Below are 21,189 nucleotides of genomic sequence, written 5' to 3'. Positions count from 1 at the left end.
CTGTCGCTTCCGCGCAACAGCCGTTCTCGAACCGTTAATCCATAAGGTTTCTCCTTGCCGAGACACCGGCGGAACCGTAACCCTTGCGTGTCAATTCGAACAATCGTTCGGGTCAAGACCAAATCAAAAGGCGGGGGCGGTGCAAGCGCTCACGCCATAAAACGAACCGAGGTAGGAAATGCGCTTTACTCAGGTGCTTTGCGGCACGGCGTCCGCCGTCGTGCTCGCCGGTCTGACCCCGCTGGCGGCTCAGGCCCAAACCGCCGCCCAGGACACCGAAATCCCCACCGTCGACAGCATCGTCGTCACCGCCCAGAAGCGCGAGCAGAACCTGCAGGACGTGCCGGTGGTGGTCACCGCCGTCAGCGCCAAGCTGCTGCAGGACACCGGCGTCAAGGACATCAAGGACCTGACGATCCTGACTCCCGGCCTGACCGTCACCTCGACCTCGTCGGAAGCCTCGACCACCGCCCGCATCCGCGGCGTCGGCACGGTCGGCGACAACCCCGGCCTGGAAAGCTCGGTCGGCGTCGTGATCGACGGCGTCTATCGTCCGCGCAACGGCGTCGGCTTCGGCGACCTGGGCCAGATGGAACGCATCGAGGTCCTGAAGGGCCCGCAAGGCACGCTGTTCGGCAAGAGCACCTCGGCCGGCGTCATCAACATCGTCACCAAGGAGCCGGAATTCGGCTTCGGCGCCGAGGCCGAGGCGACGATCGGCAACTTCAACGCCCACGGCCTGGCCGGCTCGGTGACCGGGCCGCTGTTCGGTAGCGAGACCCTGGCCGCCCGGCTGTACGTGGCCGCCCGCGAGCGCGACGGCTATAACGACGTGGTCACCGGCAAGGGTCCCAGCGATCGCGACGAGGACGCCGACCAGGGCTTCTACACCGTCCGCGGCCAACTGCTGTTCGTGCCGGACGACAAGGCCACCTTCCGGCTGATCGGCGACTACACCAAGCGCGACGAAAACTGCTGCGGCGCCGTGCAGATCCGCACCGGCCCGACCGCCGGCATCCTGGGTCTGCTGAACGGCGGCCCGGCCCTGGCCACCACCGCCGATCCCTACGCCCGCGTCGCCTATTCGAACCGCGGCGCGCCGTCGTCGATCGAGGACAAGGGCGTGTCGCTGCAGGCCGTGATCGACACCGACTTCGGCGAGATCACCTCCATCTCGGCCATCCGCAACTGGCGCACCGACAACGGCCAGGACTCCGACTTCACCACCGCGGACCTCGCCTATCGCAACAAGGACGGCACCAACTATTCGGAGTTCACCACCTTCAGCCAGGAAATCCGCCTGGCCGGCCAGACCGACAAGTTCGACTGGCTGGTCGGCGCCTTCCTGGCCGACGAGAAGCTCGATAACGAAGCCAACTTCAAGTACGGCAACGACTACGAGCAGTATCTGGGCCGCCTGCTGTCGCGCTCGGGGGCCAATCCGGCCGGCGTCGCCAACTTCGTCGCCCTGCTGCTGAACCGTGCGCCCAACACCAGCTTCGTCGGCGGCCAGGGCCTGCACGACACCTACAAGCAGCGCGCCACCACCGTCGCCGGCTTCACCAACAACACCTGGCACGTGACCGACGCCTTCGACATCACCGCCGGCCTGCGCTACTCGATCGACAAGAAGGACCTGGACACCTACCAGACCACCAGCGATGGCGGCGTGGCGTGCGCCACCGCCCTGTCGCCGGCCGGCCAGGCCCGCATCGCCGGCATCGTCGGCCCGGCCAACGCCGGCACGGTGATCGGCAACCTCTGCCTGCCCTGGGCCAATCCGCTGTTCAACGGCCGCGGCACCAACCAGAAGCGCTCGGACAAGGAATGGAGCGGCACGATCAAGGCGTCGTACCGCTTCTCGCCGGAGGTGTTCAGCTACGCCTCCTACGCCCGCGGCTACAAGGGCGGCGGCTTCAACCTGGACCGCACCCAGTCGTCCAACGGCCTGCCTTCGGGCGCGCCTGGCGTCGTGCCGATCCTGGACACCTCGTTCCCGGCCGAATTCGTCGACAGCTATGAAGTCGGCCTGAAGAACACCCTGTTCAACCGCACGGTGCTGTTCAACGTCACCGGCTTCTACCAGAAGTTCACGGACTTCCAACTGAACACCTTCCTGGGCACTTCGTTCGCGGTGCGCTCGGTGCCGGAAGTGACCTCCAAGGGCGTCGACGTCGACTTCCTGTGGTTCACCCCGGTGCACGGCCTGTCGGTCCAGAGCGGCCTGAGCTACGCCAAGACGACCTATGGCGACGACAAGGTCCCCAACGACCCGACCAACGCCCTGGCCCTGCTGCCGGGCAGCCAGATGTCGCTGGCCCCCAAATGGTCCGGCTCGGCCTCGCTGACCTACGAACGTCCGGTCGGCGACAGCCTGAAGGCCCGCTTCAACATCGGCGCCAAGTACTCGTCCGCCTACAACACCGGTTCGGACCTGTTCCCGCCGAAGGTCCAGAAGGCCTACACCGTGGCCAACGCCCGCATCGGCCTGGGCTCGCAGGACGACAAGTGGACGATCGAGCTGTGGGGCCAGAACCTGTTCAACGAAGAGTACGAACAGGTCGCCTTCAACGGCTTCCTGCAGGGCTCGTCGGGCCTGAGCGCCACCAACGCGACCTACGCGCCGGCCAACGACACCATCACCTATGATGCGTTCCTGGGCGCGCCGCGCACCTACGGCCTGACCCTGCGGGCCAAGTACTAGATCCACGGACCCGCTCTCCAGGCGAAAGTCGGGAGCGGAGACGAGGGTGGAAGACGGAAGGGCGATCCGGGTGACCGGGTCGCCCTTTTCGTTGGGCTCCTTTCGCCCTTAACCAAGCTTTCCTCGAGCCCCGAAGCGCCTCACCCTGCGGTCGGGGATTCGCTGCGGGAGGCGCATCGCATGAAGACCATCCGGCTGCTCGGCGTCTGGGTCTGCCTGCTGCTGGGCCTGGCGATCGCCAACCTGGCCTTGCGAACGCCGCCCCCCCTGCCGGCCAACGCCCCCGCCGACCAGTTCTCGGCCGGCCGCGCCATGGCCGACGTCCGCGCCATCGGCCGCAAGCCGCATCCGATTGGCTCGAATGAGATCGTCCGGGTGCGCGACCACCTGCTCTCGCGGGTCAATGGTCTGGGGCTGGAGGTGCTGGTGCGGCCGGGCGAGGGCGTGCGCGAGGCGGCCAAGTGGTCGCCTCGCTCGGTGGCCGTCGGCGCCGTCCAGAACATCGTCGCCACCCTGCCCGGCGCCGACCGCGATGCTCCGGCGGTGCTGGTGATGAGCCACTACGACACCGTCCACAATTCGCCCGGCGCCGCCGACGACTCCGCGGGCATGGCCGCCGCCCTGGAAATCGCCCGCGCCCTGAAAGCCGGCCCGACCCCGGCCCGCGACGTGATCTTCCTGTTCACCGACGGCGAGGAGCCGGGCCTGCTGGGCGCCGAGGCCTTCTTCGCCCGCGACCCTCTGCGCGAGCATGTGGGCGTGGTGGTCAACATGGAGGCCCGGGGCGACGCCGGCCGCGCGGCCATGTTCCAGACCGGTTCCGACAGCGGCGACCTGGTCCGCCTCTACGCCGGCGCGGCCCACCAGCCGACGGCCAACTCGCTGGCCGCCGCCGTCTATGCGCGGATGCCCAACGACACCGACTTCACCCACGCCCTGCGCAAGGGCCTGCCGGGCCTGAACTTCGCCTTCATCGACGACCAGCTGGCCTATCACACGCCGCTGGCCACGCCCGAGCATCTGAACCAGGGCAGCCTGCAGAACCTGGGCGACCAGGCCCTGCCCGCCGTCCGGGCCCTGGCGATGGGCGCGGCCCTGCCTTCGAAATCACCGGACCTGATCTATTCCGACGTCCTCGCCCGCGTTCTGGTGGCCTATCCGGTGAATATCGGCTGGGCGATCCTGGCGGCGGCTGGGGTGCTGATCCTGTTCACCGGCTTCCGCGCCCTGCGCGGCAAGGCGGTGAACTTCGTCGAGATCCTGCGCGGGATCGCCGGTTTCCTGCTGCTGAGCGCCGGTGCGATCCTGGCCCTGCACCTGGCCGGCCGGCTGATCGGGATCGTCGACCAGCAGCGCTACTATGCGATGCTGGGCCAGTTCAACCTGCTGCTGCCCGGCGCTGGGATCCTGCTGATCGGGGTGTGCCTGACCACCCTGATCCTGCAGGCGCGGGGCGGTGGTCGCATCTGGATCAGCCTGGTGGGCCTGGCGGCCGGCGGCGCGTGCAGCCTGGTCGGCGGTTTCGACCCGATCGGTCTGGGTCTCGGCGTCGCGGTGGTCGTCCTGGCCTGGCTGAGCCTGGGCAAGGGTGTGGGCGTGTTCGGCGCCTGGCTGGGAGCCCTGCTGGTGGTGCTGGGCCTGGCGGTCACGGTGCAGGCCTTGCTGCCGGGCGGCTCGGTGATGCTGGCCTGGCCGCTGCTGGCCGCCAGCTTGGCCGCCGCCCTGGTCATGGCCGTCGGCGGAACCCGCGACCGTCGTGTCGCCTGGGTCCTGACCCTGGCCGTCGCCCTGATCGCCATCGCCGTCGTCGCCCAGCTGGGCGCCTGGGGAGCCTGGACCTTCGCCGGGGTGGGCCTGCAGGAGCCGGCCGTGCTGGCGGCTTTCGCCATCCTGGCCGCCCCGGCCCTGCTGCCCCTGGCCTTCGATTTCGCCGCCTATCGCTGGGCGCCGGTCTTCGCCGGCGTCGCCGTGGCGGCGGGGATCGGGTTGCTGGCCTATGCCGGCCTGGGCGACGGCGGACCAGCCCGGCCGCAACTGGCCGAAGCCAGCCATCTGGCCGACCTGTCGACCGGCACGGCCTGGCGGGTTTCGCCCCAGCCGCGCCTGGATCCGTGGTCGCGGGTGGTGCTGTCGGACAACGACGCCAAGCCGGTGCGCCAGGCCTATCCGCCGCTCTACCGCGAGCCGGTGTGGATGGCGCCGACCGCCGTCCTGCCGGTCGAGCGGCCGGTGCTGTCGATCGACCGGGCCGGCGACCGCCTGCTGGTTCGCGCCGTGCCGACGGCCGGCGCCGAGGTCCTGACCCTGCGCCTGCGGCCCAGTATCGACCTGAGCCAGCCGCGCCTGAACGGCCGGCCGATCGCCCTGCCGACCCAGGCCGGCGAGTGGACCAGCCTCAGCTACCACGCGCCCGATCCCAACGGCGTCACCCTCAGCTTCACCGCCCGTCCGGCCGGCAAGGTCGACGTGGCCGTGATCGAGATCCGCGACGGCTGGCCGCGCGGCGTCTCGGCCATCCCCGCCAAACCGGCGGGACTGATGGGCAGCGGCTATTCGGACAAGACCATCGTGCTGGATCGCGGGGCGCTGAGCTGGCCGGCCTATGTGGAGGCGGCGCCGGAGTAGCGGCCGGGGACGCGCACTTGTGCGTGTCCCCATCCACGAAGCGCCACGCCAGGCTTGGGGACACGCACAAGTGCATGTCCCCAAGCCTGGGATCGATGCGGCGCGCTACTCCGCCGCCTGCTTGGCCGAATAGCCCAGCACGGCCTTAGTCTCGAGGAACTCGCCGAACGCGTGGTCGCCCCATTCGCGGCCGTTGCCGCTCATCTTGTAGCCGCCGAACGGGGCCATCAGGTCAGGACCGGCGCCGTTCAGGATCACCTGGCCGGCCCGGAGCTTGGAGGCCACCGCGCGGACTTCGGCCAGATCGTTGCCCGACACATAGGCCGCCAGGCCGTATTCGGTGTCGTTGCCGATCTCGACCGCCTGGTCGACGCCGTCATAGCCGAGGATGGCCAGCACCGGGCCGAAGATCTCCTCCTTGGCGATGGTCATGTCGGAGGTGACGTTGGCGAACACCGTCGGCTTGACGTAGTAGCCGGTTTCCAGCCCCTCCGGCTTGCCCGGACCACCGGCCACCAGGGTCGCGCCCTCGTCGACGCCCTTCTGGATCAGGCCCTGGATCTTGGTCCACTGCACTTCGGAGACCACCGGGCCGAGCTTGGAATTACCGTTCGGGTCGCCCACCGTGTGGGCCTCGGCGGCGGCCTTGGCGATGGCGATCACCTCGTCCATGCGCTTTTGCGGGACCAGCATCCGGGTCGGGGCGTTGCACGACTGGCCCGAGTTCATCATCACCGAGGCCACGCCGCCGCCGACCGCCTTCTGGAAGTCGGCGTCGTCGAGGATGATGTTGGGGCTCTTGCCGCCCAGTTCCTGGTGCACGCGCTTGACGGTCGGGGCGGCGTTGCGGGCCACCTCGATCCCGGCCCGGGTCGAGCCGGTGAACGACACCATGTCGACCTCCGGATGCGAGGAGAGCGCCGCGCCGACGGTCGGGCCGTCGCCGTTGACGAGATTGTAGACCCCGGCCGGCACGCCGGCGGCCGCCAGGATCTCGGTCCAGACCCAGGCCGAGAACGGGGCCACTTCCGAGGGCTTGAGCACCATGGTGCAGCCGGTGGCCAGGGCGGGCGCGACCTTGCAGGCGATCTGGTTGATCGGCCAGTTCCACGGCGTGATGAAGGCGCAGACCCCGATGGGCTCCTTGACCAGCCGGGTCGTGCCGCGATCCTCTTCGAACCTGTAGTCCTTCAGCACCTGGAGCGCCGTCTGGACATGGGCGATGCCCATAGCCGCCTGGGCGCGCTGGGCCAACCACGACGGGGCGCCCATCTCCTCGGTGATGGCCTTGGCCATGTCCTCGAAGCGCTTCTGGTATTCGGCGATGACCCGCTCGAGCAGGTCGATGCGCTCCTCGCGGCTGGTCCGGGAGAAACTGGGGAAGGCCTTGCGGGCGGCCCGGACGGCCAGATCGACATCCTCGGCCGTGCCCAGGGTCACCCGGCCGGCGGCGGTCTCGGTGGCCGGATTGATCACGTCCACCGTCTTGGAGCCTTTCGGCTCGACCCACTGACCGTCGATGTAGAACTTCAGGTAGTCGCGCATGCCGTGCTCCTCCGGTCGGGGTCGTTCACGTCCGGCGGGACGGCGGCCCTCGTTCAAACATCCATTTTAATGATCGTTGATCACTGGGGAAGGCCTGATCGCCATTCCGACGATCTCCCTCACCACATCGGATCGCATTCGGCGCCGTGCAACGCCTCGGCGATGCGCTGGCGGGTGCTGGGCGTGGTGTCGGCCGGCAGGGCGTCGGGCGCGAACCAGCCCACCTCGTGAATCTCGCCCTGGACGCTGGCCGCGCACGGTTCCCAGGCATGGACGCGATAGAGCAGCACATGGTCGCCCGGGTGGCGCGGCTCGTTGCTGTGCACCGAGACCAGGGTCGGTCGACCCAGCACGCGCACGCCGGCCTCTTCCTGCATTTCCCGCGCCAGGGCCGTCTCGGCCGTCTCGCGCCGCTCGACCCCGCCGCCCGGCAGGTACCAGCCATGGACATAGGTGTGCTGCACCAGCAGCACCCGTCCCTCGACGTCGGTGACCACGCCGCGCACGCCGATCGTCAGGCCTCGCCGCCAGCGAAACCAGGCATAGACCAGGGGACGGGTGAAGGGTTCGACGCGACGACGCCAGAGCATGGGCCGAACCTAGAGCATTCTCGAGCGAAGGGGCGCCCGGCTCGGGGGAAGAAAATACGCGGAAACAAGTCTGGAACCGCCCCTCAAGCGACGTCGCCCAAACTTTCGCCTAACGCGCTATAGGCTGGGGCAGGTTCAGAAGCTCCACGGCCGAGTTGTAGTTGCGCTGCATCATGTTGAAGTCCTCGGCGTTGCGGCTGCGCTTAAGGTCGCGATAGTTGCCGATCATCGAGGTCAACTGGTCGGCCGCGATCTGGCGGGTCGGACCGATCTGGCCGCCCGTCTTGGCCTTCGCCTCGGCATAGGCCTTGCGCTGGTCGGCCAGGGTCGTCTCCAACTGGGCGACGATCGCGTCGCCCTTGGCCAGGGTCGCCGGATCGCTGAGGTCCTCGGGCGACTTGAACAGGTCGACCAGGGACTCCGACTGCTGCAAGGCCAGCTTGCTGTTATAGGCCAGCAGGTCGCCGCGCGCCTTGAGCGCCGCCAGCTCCACGGCCAGGTGCTTGTTGCGCTCGGCCTTGAGCGCTTCGGAGAAGGCGTCCATGTCGGTCAAGGCGGTCTGGAACTCGGCCTTCATCAGCGGGTCTTCGGCCTTGCCGCGGACCAGGCCGTCGTCGCGATAGGCCTTGCTGTCATAATAGACCTTCAGCGGGCGCAGGCGGGCCAGCACCTTGTCGAGGTCGGCGATCAGGGTGTCGGCGGCCTGGTCGACCGCCTTGGAACCGCCAGGCATGGCCCGGGCGCTCTTCAGGGCGTCCTGCGCCTGCTCGATCCAGCCGGCCGAGACGATGATGGGGTCCTGGGCCGATTGGCGCGAAATGTCGGCCTTGGCGTAGTCGTCGGCGGTCTCCACCAGGCCGTAGGTTCCGACCAGCTTGTTGAACCCCTCGGTATAGGCGCCGACCTTGGCCATGTCGGTCGGGCTCCTGGCTGACGCCGCGGTCCCGTCGGCCGACTTGCCGCCTGGAAGCTTGTCGCAGCCGCCCAGGATCAGGGCCGCCGCCACCGCCGTCGCCACGATCGAGACCGAAGCCGCGGCCCGGGCCTTGCCCTTGTTCTGCTTGATCACGCTGAAGGTCCCCCTGCTGACACGAAGCTAGACAACGTCGGACGCTGCGAAAGGCTCCCTTAGGTTGAGCGCTTTTCCATCCGGCGAGCGGGCGAGCCTTGCCCTGCGCCCGCCACCCCGCTAAAGCCGCTGCACATCCATCTTCAAACCGGACTTGTCCCATGCTCGCGATCGGCGTCATCGCCATTTTCCTGGCGGTCATCCTCGGCCTCAACAAGTTCGAGTTCGGCCGTTTCGACTAAGACCGCCATGACCCGCGGCGCGGCCCTGGTCACCGGCGCCGGCCGCCGGATCGGCCGCGCCTTGGCCCTCGAGGCGGCGCGGGCCGGGTTCGACGTCGCCGTCCACTACCGCGGGAACCGCGCCGACGCGCAGGCCGTCGCCGACGAGATCGCCGCCCTCGGCCGCCGCGCCGCCGTCCTCGACGCCGAACTGGCGGACGAGCGCCAGACCGCCGCCCTGATCTCCCGGGCCGCCCACGCCCTCGGACCCGTGACCCTGCTGGTGAACAGCGCTTCGACCTTCGAAGACGACCGCCTGGCCACCGCGACGCGCGAAAGCTGGGACGCTCACCTGGACGCCAATCTGCGAGCCCCGGTCGTCCTGGCCCAGGCCTTCGCCGCCGCCCTGCCCGCCGGCGAACCGGGCCAGATCGTCAACATTGTCGACCAGCGCGTCTTGCGGCCAAATCCGCAGTTCTTCAGCTACAGCCTGTCCAAGGCCGGCCTGTGGTGGCTCACCCGGACCATGGCCCAGGACCTGGCGCCGCGCATCCGGGTCAACGCCATCGGCCCTGGCCCGACCCTGGCCTCGACCCACCAGACGCCCGGCGAGTTCGAGCGGGAGGCCGCCGGCACGCCGCTGGAACGGGCCGTTTCGCCGGACGACGTCGCCATGGCCCTGCGCTATCTCATTGACGCCACGGCAGTCACGGGCCAGATGATCGCGGTCGACGCGGGTCAGCATCTGGGCTGGCGCACGCCGGACATCATCGGTTCCTGAGAGTCGCCGTGGCCGCCCACCCCCTGACCAACGCTCCGAACACGGCTCCGCAGCCGACGCCGGCCCGGGTGATCGTCACCAAGGTGTTCGTGCGAGGCCTGAAGGTCGACGCCTGGATCGGGGTCTACGACCACGAGCACGGCCGCCAGCAGCCCCTAGTGATCGACGTCGAGCTGGACGTCGCCGCCAGCCACTGCGAAGCGCTGGGTGACACCGTCAATTACGAGACCATCCTGCAGGCCGCGCAGGCCATCGCCGCCGAGGGCCATATCGACCTGGTCGAAACCTTCGCCGAGCGCCTGGCCCAGGCCAGCTTCGCCGACAGCCGCGTGACCCGCGCCCGGGTGCGGGTGGAAAAGCCCCTGGCCCTGGCTCCGCACGCCGCCGCAGCCGGGGTGGAAATCACCGCCGTCCGGGGGTGAGCGTGCTGCGGCACAGCGCCCGCCTCTCCCCGTTCCAGCCCGAGACGGTCTGGACGCTGGAGGGCGCGGAGCTGGTCGAGCGCCGGGGTCCCCGTGAGCAGCGCTTTCCCCTGGCCGCCCTGACGACCTTCCGTCTGGCCAGGCCGCGTTCCGGCGGACGCCGTCGGGTGCTGACCCTGGGCTTCGGCCGCCGCAAGGCCATCCTGGCCGCCCAGAGCTATGTCGCTCCGGGCCGCTTCGATGATCGGCTGGCCAGCTTCTCGCTGCTGGCCCGCGCGGTGGCGGCGGTGGCGGCCGACCTGTCACCCCGCGCTCGGTTCGAACTGGCGGGCGCCATGGCCCCGCGCGAGGGCCTGACCTGGGTGATGGGCCTGCTCGGCTTCGGCACGGCGGCGATGCTGCTGCTGGCCTTCAGCCCGCACATGGCCGGCATGGCGCTCGCCATCGCCGCCCGCCTGGCCTTCCTGCTGATCCTGCTGGCCGCCGCCCTGCCCTGGCTGGGACGCGGCCAGGGCCTGGACCCGCACGCGCTGCCGGAGGACCTGCTGCCGGGCGGCTAGAACGCTTCCAGCCTGACAGCGCCTTCATTTGCTTTGGCCGCCGTTTTTCGCGACCATCGTTCCATGACCCAGACCGACCCCGCTCCGGATCCCGCCGTTCCGCCCGCGCTGCAGGACGACAAGACCATGCCCGTGGTGGTCTACGCCCTCTATCTGGCCGCCCTGGTCTCGGCCGGCATGACCTCGGTGGTCGGGGTGATCCTGGCCTATGTGAGCAAGGGCGCCGCGCCGGAGTGGATCCAGAGCCACTACGTCTTCCAGATCCGCACCTTCTGGCTGTCGCTGCTGTTCGGCCTGATCGGCCTGGTGCTGACGCCGGTGGGAATCGGCTTCGTGATCCTGCCGGCGGTCGGCATCTGGGTGGCGGTGCGATGCATCCTTGGCCTGTCCTGGCTGTTGAAGAGCCAGGCCTATCCCACGCCGCGCAACTGGATGATCTGATGAGCGACGCCGCCCCGACCGCCCCCGACCGCGTGGAGGAGGACAAGGTCCTGCCGATCGTGGTCTACGCCCTGTACCTGCTGGGCTTCACCAACGGCTTGACCTTCCTGGCCGGACTGATCGTCGCCTATCTCAATCGTGAGACGGCCGGGCCGATCAACGCCAGCCACTACACCTTCGCGATCCGCACCTTCTGGCTGTCGATCTGGTGGTTCCTGATCGGCCTGGCCCTGTTCCTGGTCGGCCTGGCCCTGGCGGTGCTGCTGATCGGCATCCCGATGCTGGTGATCGGCGGGGCGATCATGGGCGCGATCGGCGTATTCTTCGTGGTCCGTTGCATCATGGGGCTGGTCTACCTGCTGAAGGGCGAGGCCTATCCCCGGCCCCGGACCTGGCTGGTCTGACGCCGGCGTCCAGACACAAAAAATCCCGGAACGCCCAAGCGCTCCGGGATCCTTGATTTCAGAACTGGAAACCGCGCGCGGTTAAGCCGCCACCAGCTCCCGCCGCACCAGCCGCGCATATTCGTCCATCAGCGACAGCGACAGGGCGGCCGGCGTGAACTTGAACTCGCCGATCTCCGACACCGGGGTGACCTCCGCCGCGGTGCCGACGATGAAGCACTCGGTGAAGTCGGCCAGCTCGCGCTTCTCGATATGGCGCTCGACCACCTGGATCCCACGCGCCTTGGCGATCTGGATCACCGTCTGGCGGGTGATGCCGTTCAGGATGCAGTCCGGGACCGGCGTGTGCAGGACGCCGTCCTTGACGAAGAACACGTTGGCGCCGGTCGCCTCGGCGATATAGCCGCGATAATCGACCATCATCGCGTCGGCATAACCGTCCTTCTCGGCGGCGTGCTTGGAGATGGTGCAGATCATGTAGAGGCCGGCGGCCTTGGCGGCGGTCGGGATGGTGTTCGGGGCCGGGCGGTCGTACTTGGCCCAGGTCAGGCGGATGCCCTTGGCCTTGGTCGCCGGGTCGAAGTAGCTGGGCCACTCCCACACGGCGATGGCCACGTGGATCCTGGTCTGCTGAGCCGAGACGCCGATCATCTCGCTGCCGCGCCAGGCGATCGGCCGGACATAGCAGTCGGTCAGGCCGTTCTTGGCCGCGGTCGCCTTGCACGCCTCGTCGATCTGCTCCACCGTATAGGGGATCTTGAAATCGAGGATTTCGGCCGATTTGAACAGGCGCTCGGTATGCTCGGTCAGCTTGAAGATCTCGCCGCCATACATCCGCTCGCCTTCGAACACCGACGAGGCGTAATGCAGGCCGTGGGTCAATACGTGCACCTTCGCGTCCCGCCAGGCGACGAACTGGCCGTCCAGCCAGATCCAACCATCGCGATCATCGAAGGGAACGAGAGACATCGGTCAAAGACCTCCTTATTTGGAACCCGGTTCTTAGACGCTCGGAGCCGCGGAAGGTCAAATAAAATGGACGCAAGCTGATGGCCGGGCCGCTTTCATCGGGACCTCCCGGAGGCCCGACCGGAGGGATGTCGGGCGGCTCGACCGACCCGCGCCTGATCCTCGGCGAGGAACAGCTGGACAGCGGGCTGGAGCTGCTGCTGCTGGCCGAGGCGGCCCTGTGGGCGGCTGTCGACGCAGCCCTGGAGGGCGAGGGTCCGGGCCTGGGCCGCTCGCACTGGCGCGCCGCCTTCCTGCTGCGCCGCCGCCCCGGCATCGGGGTGCAGGATCTTTCCAGGCTGACCAGCCTGTCCAAGCAGGCGGCCAGCAAGACCCTGGCGGACCTGCAGCGGCTGAACCTGGCCCGGAAGGCGGCCGGCGACCTGGACGCTCGCCGCCGGCCGGCCGAGCTGACCCCCGAGGGCATCGCCTTCGAATACCGGGTGGCCGAGCGCCTGCGCACCTTGCTGGGCCGCGCCTACCGCACCGGCGGTCTGGACGGGGTCGCGGGGGCGCGCCGGATCCTCGCGGCCCTGGCCGGACCGCGCCAGGGCGTCGGCCTCAATCGTCGAGACGCCCTATGACGCCAGAAGAACGCGCGGACCGCCACCTGCTGGTCGTCGACGACGACGACCGCATCCGCACCCTGCTCAAGGAATTTTTGACCCGCGCCGGTTTCCGGGTCAGCGCCGCGGCCGACGCCGCCCACGCCGACCGGCTGACCGGCTCCATGGATTTCGACCTGCTGGTGCTGGACGTGATGATGCCGGGCGAGGACGGCTTTTCATTCACCAGGCGGCTACGGGCCCGGGGCGGCGAGGCCGGCCAGACGCCGATCCTGATGCTGACCGCCCGCGACCAGACCAGCGACCGGATCGAGGGCCTGACCCACGGGGCCGACGACTATCTGGCCAAGCCGTTCGAGCCGCGCGAGCTCCTGCTGCGCATCGAGTCGATCCTGCGCCGGTCAGCGCCCAAGCCGGCGGGTCCCCGCGCCATCAGCCTGGGCGATTGCGCCTTCGAGCCCGAGCGCGGCGAGCTGACCCGTGACGGTGAACCGATCCGCCTGACCGAAGCCGAGGTCGCCTTGCTGCGCCGCCTGGCCAGGGCGGCTCACGCCCCGGTCGACCGCCTGGAGCTGGCCCGCGATACGGTCGACGCCACCGGCCGCGCGGTCGACGTCCAGGTCACCCGCCTGCGCCGCAAGATCGAGCCCGACCCGAAGAACCCGCGCTATCTGCAGACGGTGCGCGGGATCGGCTACCGGCTGGCGCCGGATTGATGGCGTTGTCGCCCTGGGTCTTCAGGTCCTCCCCCCATGGGGGAGGTGTCGCCGCAGGCGACGGAGGGGGGAGTGTGCACCTCCGACCGTTCGCCCTCGACGCCGCGCCACTCCCCCCTCCGGCCCTTCAGGCCACCTCCCCCAGAGGGGGAGGATCTCACTGATGATCCGCCTTCGCGCCCGCCTGCACATTCCCCGCCCGATCAAGCGGTGGCTGCCGACCTCGCTGTTCGGCCGCAGCCTGCTGATCATCGTCCTGCCGGTGGCGGTGATGCAGATCGCCGTCACCTGGGCGTTCTTCGACGCCCACTGGGACACAGTCACCAGCCGCCTGTCGGAGGGACTGGCCGGCGATGTCGCGTGGGCGGTCGAGAGCTACAAGGATGATCCCTCGCCCGCCGCCCTCGACAGGCTGGCCGAGCGCGCCCAGGACTCGATGGACCTGTCGATCGCGCTGCAGAAGGGCAAGAGCTTGCCGGCCGGCAAGCGCAACTCGCTGTTCCGGGTGGTGGACCGCTCGCTGAACCGCGCCCTGTCCGACCGCCTGGACGCGCCCTTCTGGTTCGACGCCAGCGGCGACCACTATCCGGCCCATGTCGATATCCGGGTGAAGGTGCCGCAGGGCGTCCTGCGGATCATCGCCCCGCGCGACAGGGCCTTCGCCACCCAGGGCCACATCTTCATCCTGTGGATCGTCGGGGCCACCCTGCTGCTGACCGCCGTGGCCATCCTGTTCATCCGCAACCAGGTGCGGGCCATCGAGCGGCTGGCGGACGCCGCCGACGCCTTCGGGCGCGGCATCGACCAGGCCGCCTTCAAGCCGCACGGTGCGCGCGAGGTGCGCCAGGCGGCCCAGGCCTTCCTGGCCATGAAGGCCCGCATCCAGCGCCACATCGAACAGCGCACCGCCCTGCTGGCCAGCGTCAGCCACGACCTGCGCACGCCCCTGACCCGCCTGAAGCTGGAGATCGCCCTGGCCGAGCCCAGCCCGCAGTTGGAGGCCATGGCGCGGGACCTCTCCGAAATGGAGCACATGATCGACGAGTACCTGGCGTTCGCCCGCGGCGAAGGGGGCGAGGAGGCCCGCCAGGTGCTGCTGCGGCCGCTGATCGAGGGGGTGTGCGAGGGCGCGGTCCGGTCGGGGGCCAAGGTCGAGCTGTCGATCGGCGACGACCTGACGGCCATCCTGCGGCCCAACGCCTTCAAGCGGGCCTTGGCCAACCTGATCGATAACGCCGCCGCCCATGGCGAGACCGTACGGGTCTCGTCCACCGCCGCCCCGGCCGGCGGGGTATGGATCTTCGTCGACGACGACGGCCCCGGCATCCCCGAGGACCGCCACGAGGAAGCCTTCCGCCCGTTCAACCGCCTGGACGAGTCGCGGAACCAGAACGAGAAGGGCGTCGGCCTGGGCTTGGCCATAGCCCGCGACATGGCCCGGGGACTGGGCGGAGAGCTGACGCTGCAGAAGTCGCCGATGGGGGGCCTCAGGGCGGTGCTGCGGTTACCGGGCTAAAGCATCTGACGAGGTAGTGACGGGGACAGGTACATGCACCTGTCCCCAGCCGCATGTCCCCCAGCCGCATCTACCGCATCGCCGCTTCGATAAGGCGCGGTCCCGGTTCCCGCATCGCCCGCGCCATCGCCTCGTCGAACGCCTCCGCCGTCTCGACCCGCTCGGCCGCGACGCCCAGCCCGCTCGTCACCGAGACCCAGTCGATGCGGGGATCGCCGAGGTCCAGCAGCCGCGACGCGGCCGGTCCCGGTTCGCCGCCGCCGGTGCGGCCCATCTCGATGCCCAAGATACGGTAGGCGTGGTTGGCGAACACCACCACGGTCACGTCCAGCCGCTCACGGGCGATCGTCCATAGGCCCTGGACGGTGTACATCGCGGCGCCGTCGCCGTTCAGGCTCAGCACCTTGCGGTCAGGGCAGGCCACGGCCGCGCCGACGGCCAGCGGAATGCCCTGGCCGATCGCCCCGCCGGTCAGGGACAGCCAGTCGTGGGCCCGGGCGTTTCGGGTCTGGGTGAAGATCGGCAGGCCGGCCGTCACCGAGTCGTCCGAGATGATCGCGCCGGCCGGCATGTGGCGGGCGATCGCCGCGCCCATGGCCCAGGCGTCCAGCTTGCCGGCCGGGGCCGGCGGTGGCGCGTAGGACTCGACTGCGCCCGTCGCCGGGGCGCCCAGCAGCTCTGCAAGGGCCTCAAGCGCGGCGGCTGCATCGGTACTCCGGTCACTGAGCGTCAGGGTCGCGCAGCCGTCGGGGACCAGCACGCTGGGTCGGTCGGGATAGGCGAAGAAGGCCACGGGCTCGGTGGTGGCGACCAGCACCATCAGGTCGACGCCCTCCAGGTCCTTCAGGGCCTGCTCGCCGAAATAGGGCAGCTTGTCGGGCTGGAAGCGGCCCTCGCCGCGCGCCTGGCGAGCGGTGAAGGTGTCGGTCAGGACGCGCACGCCGGCCGCGGCGATCCGCCCGGCGGCGGCGATCGCCGCCTCGCCGCACGCGCCGCTGCCCAGCAGCAAGACGGGCTTGGCCGCGGCCTTCACAGCCTTGGCCGCAGCGGCGACCGCGACGGGATCGGGGACGCCGAAGCGGGGACGCCCCACCACCGGTCCCGCGACGGCGGTCGCGTTCCAGGCGCTGTCAGCGGGCAGGATCAGGCAGGCGCCGCCGCCGGGCGCGCCGAGGCTGGCGGCCACCGCCTCGGCCGCCAGCGGCCCGACCGCGTCGGCGCTGTCGGCCGACTTGACCCACAGCGAATTGGGCGCGGCCAGGGCGGCGATGTCGGAGTTCAGCGGCGCGTCGTACTGGCGGTGGCCGACGGCGTGGTCGCCGATGATGTTGACGACCGGCGTGAAGGCCCGGCGGGCGTTGTGCAGGTTGGCCGCGCCATTGGCGTAACCTGGGCCCAGATGCAGCAGGGTGCAGGCCGGCGTCCCGGTCATCCGTCCGTAGCCGTCGGCCGCGCCGGTCGCCACGCCCTCGAACAGGCACAGCACGCTGCGCATGCGCGGCTCGCGATCGAGAGCCGCGACGAACTGCATCTCGCTGGTGCCAGGATTGGCGAAGCAGGCGGTGACGCCGTTGTCGGCCAGGGTGGTGATCAGGGCGTCGGCGCCGTTCATCCGCTCTCCTTCAAGCAAACACCATCACCCCGTCGTCCGGCTCCTCGGCGAACAGCCGCGCCAGCTCGGCCGGCCGTCGCTCGCGCGCCAGGGCCTGGTTGATGTAGCCCTTGTCGGTCAGCTCGCCCGAGGCCGCGTCGGGCGCGCCGTCCAGGATCAGGGCGCGGGTCACCTTGCCGCCGCCCTTGGCCAGGCCGTTCAGACGCTCCAGGCCGGCCCGGATCGCCGCCTTCACCGCCTTCGGGTCGCCGATCCGCAAGCAGGCCTTGGGGTCGAGGAACAGCATCAGTCCCACGCCCTCGCGCCCCTCGCCGCAGACCACCGCGTCCGATACCGCGCCGGCGATCGCCGACACCGCCGCCACCCGCAGGGCGCCGGCGACGACGAAGGCGCCGCTGGCCAGCTTGAAGTTCTCGACCAGCCGCCCGTCGAACACCAGACCAGCCGCCGGATCCAGCCGGTCGGCCAGCCTGGCCGCGTCGCCCAGCCGGTAGAAGCCGTCCTCGTCGAAGGCCGCCGCCGAGGCCTGCGGCATGTCCAGATAGCCGGGCGAGACCTGTGGGCCCTTCACGCGGATCTCGAACTTGTCGGCCGGGCCGTCGAGGACCGGGACCAGCTTGACCGCCGTGCCGGGGGTGGGCAGGCCGACCATGCCGGAGCGGGCGTTCAGCCAGTGGATGTTGCAGGCGGTCGGGCCAGTCTCGGTGGCGCCGTAACCGGCCGCGAAGGTCACCCGGCAGCCGATCGTCCGCAGGGCCACGGCCTGGACCCGGTCGAGGATCGACTGGGCCATCGACGCCCCGCCGTACTGCAGCACCCTCACCTTCTCGAAGAACTTGGCCGCCAGGGCCGGGTCGCGTTCCAGCTCGGCGACCAGCAGGCCCCAGCCGGCCGGGACCATGTTGTGATAGGTCGTGGCCACCTCGCGCAGGTTGCGCACCGTCTCGTCGAACCGGCCAGCCAGCGGCTGGCCGGCGTCGATGTAGAGACTCCCGCCCCGGTGCAGCACCATGTGCAGGATGGCGTTGGCGCCCAGGCTGTGGCTCCAGGGCGCCGAATTGACCAGCACCGGCGGGTCGGGATCCTCGTAGCAGGCGGCGATCTGGGCGGCGTTGAGGGCGATGTTGGCGTGGGTGCAGATCACCGCCTTCGGCTGGCCCGTCGAGCCCGAGGTCAGCAGCAGCTTGGCGACGTCGTCGGGTCGGCAGACGGGCGGCTGGGGCGGCGAGTCCTGGAGGGCCTCGAAGGCCACGTCGCTGTCCCGCACATTGCGGCTGGCGATCACCGGCAGGCCGGCCAGGAACGGCGCGGCCAGGGCCTCGGCGAAGGCCTCGGCGTCGTCGACATAGACCGCCGCCGGCTTCAGCCGCTCGACCGCGAAGGCCAGGCGGGAGAGGTCCGCGCCCTTCAGGCCATACTGCGGCGACACCGGCGCGATCGGCGCGCCCAGGCTCATGGCGGCGTAGCCGACCAGGGCGTTGTCGATCCCGTTGCGGGCCAGGATCAGCAAGGGCTTGCCGCGCGACAGGCCCAGTCCCGCCAAGCCGCCGGCCAGGCGCGCAACCTGGTCGGCGGCCTCGGCGTAGGTCACGGTCCGCCACCCCGCCGCGCCCTCGCCGTGCTCACCGGGCCGCTCGGCCAGCCAGATCCGGTGCGGGGTTTGCGACGCCCAGCGGATCAGCGGCGCGGTCACCGTCTGGACGGTGCGGGAATAGGGGGTGGGGTTGCTCAGGATCAGGACATCGCCGCGCCGCTCGACCTCCAGCGCGCGGGGCGCGTAGCGGGCGTCGCGAAACGGCGCGTGGGTCTCTGACGTCCCATCCATGCGGGGAGTGTTAACTGGACTCGGGCGGGTGGCAATGGCGGTTCGTCAACCCACGCGCCCTCTCGGTTCATCATCCCGGGCCGTGCGCTTGGCGCCTTTTTAAGGTCGGATGAGAGCGTTCGAAGCGGCTATATTGCATCGCACCCTAAACGATAGTTTCGGGTCAGACGCTTAGGCCGCCAGCACCGCCGCTGGAATGGGGATCAATTTCACCCCTCCCACGAGGTCTATACAAGGCGAATGAAGACGTTCGCAGTCAGCCGCTCCCGGCAACCCACGTCCGTGAAGTGGTCTGGGGGAATCATTCCTGAATGAAGAGCATTGCTTGGGTAAACGGCAATTCTACCACGGCGCCCAGTGATCTCCGCGGTCATTTCATATTCCTCATTTGATCCGCATATATAGCTTTCTCGAACCCCAAGATGTCGTATCGACGCCAAATAATAGTCGAGCTTATCTTGGGTTATTCGCTCCAATCCGGTGGCGCGATGGCGGTAGAGGGCAGTGCCCATGGTGGGGGTCAGGTAGTGCAGAATGGCGATCATCTTGCCACTGGTGTCATCAAAATGCGGGTGGCTCTGATACCTCGTGAGCTTTTCGGGGCGCGTCGTGACCCTTGAGAAGGACGCCGATGTGGCCCCCAAAATGTCTGCGTCGAAGGCGTCGCCGATAATGGGCGCCAAGCTGTCCAGCATGGGACCGATGTAGTCAGCCATCAGGCTGTCGCCTGGCGCGATGAAATGGCGCTCACCTGGGTATGGGCCTGTCGCTTGCGGATAGGGAGACAGCGCGCGCGCCTGACTGACAATCGCGTCAAGGTCGGCGACATAGTTGTCGACAATCAGGACCGGCACTTTTTCGTGTCCGACATAGAGCAGGTGTGGTTCGATTGTCGTCCGCCTTTTCGAGCCTGCCCGTTCGCCGTCGGCCTCCAGATCAGTCCGCTGCCCCACAAGCGCAGAACCAAAGCTATCCCGGACCGCTATTGCGATCGAGGCGCAAAGTCAACCACCGGTCGGCGCCGCTGGCCTAACCGCAACTCGTCTCCGCCTGGCTACAAGAGATAGGCGGGGACATTAGAGATTTTCGTGTGCGCCGCTATCTAATCGATACTGCTGTCTAATTTGTACCGTCACAAGATCGACCTTCTTGAGGTGACCTTACCTTTGTCTATAGTTATCTTCACGGTCATTGACGGGACTGGGGAGCCTATACTGCCCACGCCACATGGTCGCGATCAGGTGAGAAGTAGGCGGCCGTCGCCAATGTCGCCGACGTACTCGAAGCTACGGTCTGAACAGCAAGGCCCGGGATGACGGCTGAAAGGGTCGACGATCATCGCATCGCCGCCTGCCCCCGCCGCCGCTCCAGCCACAGGCGCTCGGCCGGAGCCGGGTCCAGGGCCAGGGCGCGGTCGTAGGCGGCGACGGCCTCGTCGCCGCGGCCCAGCCGGGCCAGCAGGTCGGCGCGTACGGCGTGGAACGGGCCGAAGTCGCGGAAGGCGACGGAGTCCAGCCAATCCACCTCGGCCAGGGCCTGGACCGGGCCCGTCACCTCAGCCACCGCCACGGCGCGGTTCAGCCGCACCACCGCGTCGTCGCGCCACCGCAGCAGAGCGTCGTAGAGGGCCAGCACCGTGGGCCAGGGCGCGGGCTCGCCCAGGCTGGCGCGGGCGCACCAGGCCGCGTGGATGGCCGCCTGCAGCTGTCTCGGCCCTGGCCGACGACAGCGCGCGGCGGCGTGCAGCAGGGCCTCGCCCTGGTCGATCAACGGTCGCCGCCACAGGGTCGGGTCCTGCTCGGACAGCGGCGTCATCGCCCCGCCGTCGTCCAGCCGCGCCGGGCGGCGGGCCTCGGCGTAGCGGACCAGGGCGGCGAAGGCCAGGCACTCCGGCTCGTCGGGCAAGAGCTCGGCCAGCACGGCGGTCAGGTCCAGCATCTCCTTGGCGTAGCCGGCGTGCTGGCCCGCCCCGGCCGCATCCTCGTGGGCCTTGGCGTAGGCGATCTCCAGGGTCGACAGCACCGCCCCGATCCGCTCGGGCCACGCCTCGGGGCCGGGCACCTGGAAGGCGACGCCGGCCTCGGCGATCTTGCGCTTGGCCCGCACCAGCCGTTGGGCCAAGGTCGGCTCGGCCACCAAGAAGGCGCGGGCGATCTCCTGGGTGGACAGGCCGCAGACCAGGCGCAGGGTCAGGGCCGCGCGGGCGTCGGGCGCCACGGCCGGGTGGCAGCAGACGAAGATCAGCCGCAGCCGCTCGTCCGGAATCAGGCGGGCGTCGTCGATCATGGCGTCCTCCGCGCTGGGGGGCGGCGTCGGTGGGTCGGGAACCAGCCGGGTCCGCACCCCGCGCCGCCGCAGCATGTCCAGCGCCCGCCGCTGGGCGACGCTGTAGAGCCAGGCGGCGGGATCGCGCGGCTCGCCGTCCCCGCCCTCGCCCATCTGGGGCCAAGCCTGGGCGGCGGCCAGGCAGGCCTCGGCGAAGGCCTCCTCGGCCAGGTCCAGGTCGCGGAACTTGGCGGCCAGGGCGGCGATCACCCGCCCGCCGTGCGCCCGCGCCGCCTGGTCGAGGAGACCCCTGGCCATC

18 protein-coding genes are annotated in these 21,189 nt (G+C 69.5%); 10 read left to right on the top strand and 8 right to left on the bottom strand.

What is annotated here, in order from left to right; all coding sequences use genetic code 11:
* Positions 1-178 precede the first annotated feature (178 nt).
* Together G3M57_RS02535 and G3M57_RS02530 are read left to right on the top strand one after the other, a co-directional pair.
* The gene (locus G3M57_RS02535) at positions 179-2,704 is read left to right on the top strand and encodes a TonB-dependent receptor (protein WP_056758236.1); all 2,526 of its coding nucleotides are present in this window, start codon (positions 179-181) and stop codon (positions 2,702-2,704) included.
* Between the two features lie 180 nt (positions 2,705-2,884).
* Entirely contained in the window at positions 2,885-5,329 is a 2,445-nt protein-coding gene (locus G3M57_RS02530) for a M20/M25/M40 family metallo-hydrolase (RefSeq protein WP_163228585.1), read from the top strand.
* 105 nt (positions 5,330-5,434) lie between these two features.
* Here G3M57_RS02530 and G3M57_RS02525 read toward each other — a convergent pair whose 3' ends face one another.
* The 3 genes from G3M57_RS02525 to G3M57_RS02515 form a co-directional block, all read right to left on the bottom strand.
* Entirely contained in the window at positions 5,435-6,874 is a 1,440-nt protein-coding gene (locus tag G3M57_RS02525) for an aldehyde dehydrogenase family protein (RefSeq protein ID WP_163228584.1), read from the bottom strand.
* Positions 6,875-6,993: 119 nt separating this feature from the next.
* Positions 6,994-7,464 carry an NUDIX domain-containing protein gene (locus tag G3M57_RS02520; protein ID WP_163228583.1) on the bottom strand — a complete coding sequence of 157 codons (471 nt, stop codon included), beginning with the start codon at positions 7,462-7,464 and terminating at the stop codon, positions 6,994-6,996.
* Positions 7,465-7,573: 109 nt separating this feature from the next.
* A complete protein-coding gene (locus tag G3M57_RS02515) occupies positions 7,574-8,533 on the bottom strand; it encodes a DUF3829 domain-containing protein (protein ID WP_163228582.1) in 960 nt (319 codons plus the stop codon).
* A gap of 249 nt (positions 8,534-8,782) precedes the next feature.
* On the opposite strand from G3M57_RS02515, the gene G3M57_RS02510 reads away from it, so the two are divergent.
* From G3M57_RS02510 to G3M57_RS02490, 5 genes are all read left to right on the top strand, one after another.
* The gene (locus tag G3M57_RS02510; RefSeq protein ID WP_056758221.1) at positions 8,783-9,535 is read left to right on the top strand and encodes an SDR family oxidoreductase; all 753 of its coding nucleotides are present in this window, start codon (positions 8,783-8,785) and stop codon (positions 9,533-9,535) included.
* A 23-nt stretch (positions 9,536-9,558) separates the two neighbouring features.
* Positions 9,559-9,957, top strand: a complete 399-nt coding sequence (folB, locus tag G3M57_RS02505) for a dihydroneopterin aldolase (RefSeq protein ID WP_156402284.1) — start codon at positions 9,559-9,561, stop codon at positions 9,955-9,957.
* Positions 9,958-9,959: 2 nt separating this feature from the next.
* Positions 9,960-10,517 (top strand): hypothetical protein, encoded by a 558-nt coding sequence (locus tag G3M57_RS02500; RefSeq protein ID WP_156402261.1) that lies wholly within the window; start codon positions 9,960-9,962, stop codon positions 10,515-10,517.
* 63 nt (positions 10,518-10,580) lie between these two features.
* On the top strand, positions 10,581-10,958 hold the full coding sequence (locus G3M57_RS02495) for a DUF4870 family protein (RefSeq protein ID WP_056759037.1): 378 nt from the start codon (positions 10,581-10,583) through the stop codon (positions 10,956-10,958).
* Positions 10,958-11,362, top strand: a complete 405-nt coding sequence (locus tag G3M57_RS02490; protein WP_056758215.1) for a DUF4870 family protein — start codon at positions 10,958-10,960, stop codon at positions 11,360-11,362. Before G3M57_RS02495 ends, G3M57_RS02490 begins: the two co-directional genes overlap by 1 nt.
* Before the next feature lie 81 nt (positions 11,363-11,443).
* On the opposite strand, the gene G3M57_RS02485 is transcribed toward G3M57_RS02490, so the two are convergent.
* Positions 11,444-12,331, bottom strand: coding sequence for a branched-chain amino acid aminotransferase (locus tag G3M57_RS02485; protein ID WP_056758212.1), 888 nt, complete (start codon positions 12,329-12,331; stop codon positions 11,444-11,446).
* 128 nt (positions 12,332-12,459) lie between these two features.
* On the opposite strand from G3M57_RS02485, the gene G3M57_RS02480 reads away from it, so the two are divergent.
* From G3M57_RS02480 to G3M57_RS02470, 3 genes are all read left to right on the top strand, one after another.
* On the top strand, positions 12,460-12,954 hold the full coding sequence (locus tag G3M57_RS02480) for a MarR family winged helix-turn-helix transcriptional regulator (protein ID WP_163228581.1): 495 nt from the start codon (positions 12,460-12,462) through the stop codon (positions 12,952-12,954).
* Positions 12,951-13,652 (top strand): response regulator, encoded by a 702-nt coding sequence (locus G3M57_RS02475; protein ID WP_163228580.1) that lies wholly within the window; start codon positions 12,951-12,953, stop codon positions 13,650-13,652. The genes G3M57_RS02480 and G3M57_RS02475 overlap by 4 nt, the downstream gene beginning before the upstream one ends.
* Before the next feature lie 163 nt (positions 13,653-13,815).
* Positions 13,816-15,168 (top strand): ATP-binding protein, encoded by a 1,353-nt coding sequence (locus G3M57_RS02470; protein ID WP_056758202.1) that lies wholly within the window; start codon positions 13,816-13,818, stop codon positions 15,166-15,168.
* Positions 15,169-15,238: 70 nt separating this feature from the next.
* On the opposite strand, the gene G3M57_RS02465 is transcribed toward G3M57_RS02470, so the two are convergent.
* From G3M57_RS02465 to G3M57_RS02450, 4 genes are all read right to left on the bottom strand, one after another.
* On the bottom strand, positions 15,239-16,780 hold the full coding sequence (locus G3M57_RS02465) for an acetolactate synthase large subunit (protein ID WP_163228579.1): 1,542 nt from the start codon (positions 16,778-16,780) through the stop codon (positions 15,239-15,241).
* A gap of 10 nt (positions 16,781-16,790) precedes the next feature.
* Positions 16,791-18,605: a feruloyl-CoA synthase gene (locus G3M57_RS02460; protein WP_163228578.1), complete on the bottom strand. Its 1,815-nt coding sequence runs from the start codon at positions 18,603-18,605 to the stop codon at positions 16,791-16,793.
* A 227-nt stretch (positions 18,606-18,832) separates the two neighbouring features.
* Complete coding sequence (locus G3M57_RS02455) at positions 18,833-19,558, bottom strand: DUF6445 family protein (protein WP_163228577.1); 726 nt, start codon at positions 19,556-19,558, stop codon at positions 18,833-18,835.
* A 382-nt stretch (positions 19,559-19,940) separates the two neighbouring features.
* Positions 19,941-21,188 carry an RNA polymerase sigma factor gene (locus G3M57_RS02450; RefSeq protein ID WP_163228576.1) on the bottom strand — a complete coding sequence of 416 codons (1,248 nt, stop codon included), beginning with the start codon at positions 21,186-21,188 and terminating at the stop codon, positions 19,941-19,943.
* Position 21,189 lies beyond the last annotated feature (1 nt).

It is taken from the genome of Caulobacter rhizosphaerae (assembly GCF_010977555.1).
GTDB lineage: Bacteria > Pseudomonadota > Alphaproteobacteria > Caulobacterales > Caulobacteraceae > Caulobacter > Caulobacter rhizosphaerae.
The sequence above is the reverse complement of the archived record's forward strand: the minus strand, read 5'-3'. Positions and strand labels throughout refer to the sequence as shown.

Bases quoted from the DNA above. Each gene is read 5' to 3' on its own strand.
- G3M57_RS02450 (WP_163228576.1), bottom strand. From the start codon at position 21,188: ATGGCCAGGGGTCTCCTCGACCAGGCGGCGCGGGCGCACGGCGGGCGG.
- G3M57_RS02475 (WP_163228580.1), top strand. From the start codon at position 12,951: ATGACGCCAGAAGAACGCGCGGACCGCCACCTGCTGGTCGTCGACGAC.
- G3M57_RS02510 (WP_056758221.1), top strand. From the start codon at position 8,783: ATGACCCGCGGCGCGGCCCTGGTCACCGGCGCCGGCCGCCGGATCGGC.
- G3M57_RS02530 (WP_163228585.1), top strand. From the start codon at position 2,885: ATGAAGACCATCCGGCTGCTCGGCGTCTGGGTCTGCCTGCTGCTGGGC.
- G3M57_RS02525 (WP_163228584.1), bottom strand. From the start codon at position 6,874: ATGCGCGACTACCTGAAGTTCTACATCGACGGTCAGTGGGTCGAGCCG.
- G3M57_RS02480 (WP_163228581.1), top strand. From the start codon at position 12,460: ATGTCGGGCGGCTCGACCGACCCGCGCCTGATCCTCGGCGAGGAACAG.
- G3M57_RS02535 (WP_056758236.1), top strand. From the start codon at position 179: ATGCGCTTTACTCAGGTGCTTTGCGGCACGGCGTCCGCCGTCGTGCTC.
- G3M57_RS02495 (WP_056759037.1), top strand. From the start codon at position 10,581: ATGACCCAGACCGACCCCGCTCCGGATCCCGCCGTTCCGCCCGCGCTG.
- G3M57_RS02520 (WP_163228583.1), bottom strand. From the start codon at position 7,464: ATGCTCTGGCGTCGTCGCGTCGAACCCTTCACCCGTCCCCTGGTCTAT.
- G3M57_RS02470 (WP_056758202.1), top strand. From the start codon at position 13,816: ATGATCCGCCTTCGCGCCCGCCTGCACATTCCCCGCCCGATCAAGCGG.
- G3M57_RS02490 (WP_056758215.1), top strand. From the start codon at position 10,958: ATGAGCGACGCCGCCCCGACCGCCCCCGACCGCGTGGAGGAGGACAAG.
- G3M57_RS02485 (WP_056758212.1), bottom strand. From the start codon at position 12,331: ATGTCTCTCGTTCCCTTCGATGATCGCGATGGTTGGATCTGGCTGGAC.
- G3M57_RS02460 (WP_163228578.1), bottom strand. From the start codon at position 18,605: ATGGATGGGACGTCAGAGACCCACGCGCCGTTTCGCGACGCCCGCTAC.
- G3M57_RS02465 (WP_163228579.1), bottom strand. From the start codon at position 16,780: ATGAACGGCGCCGACGCCCTGATCACCACCCTGGCCGACAACGGCGTC.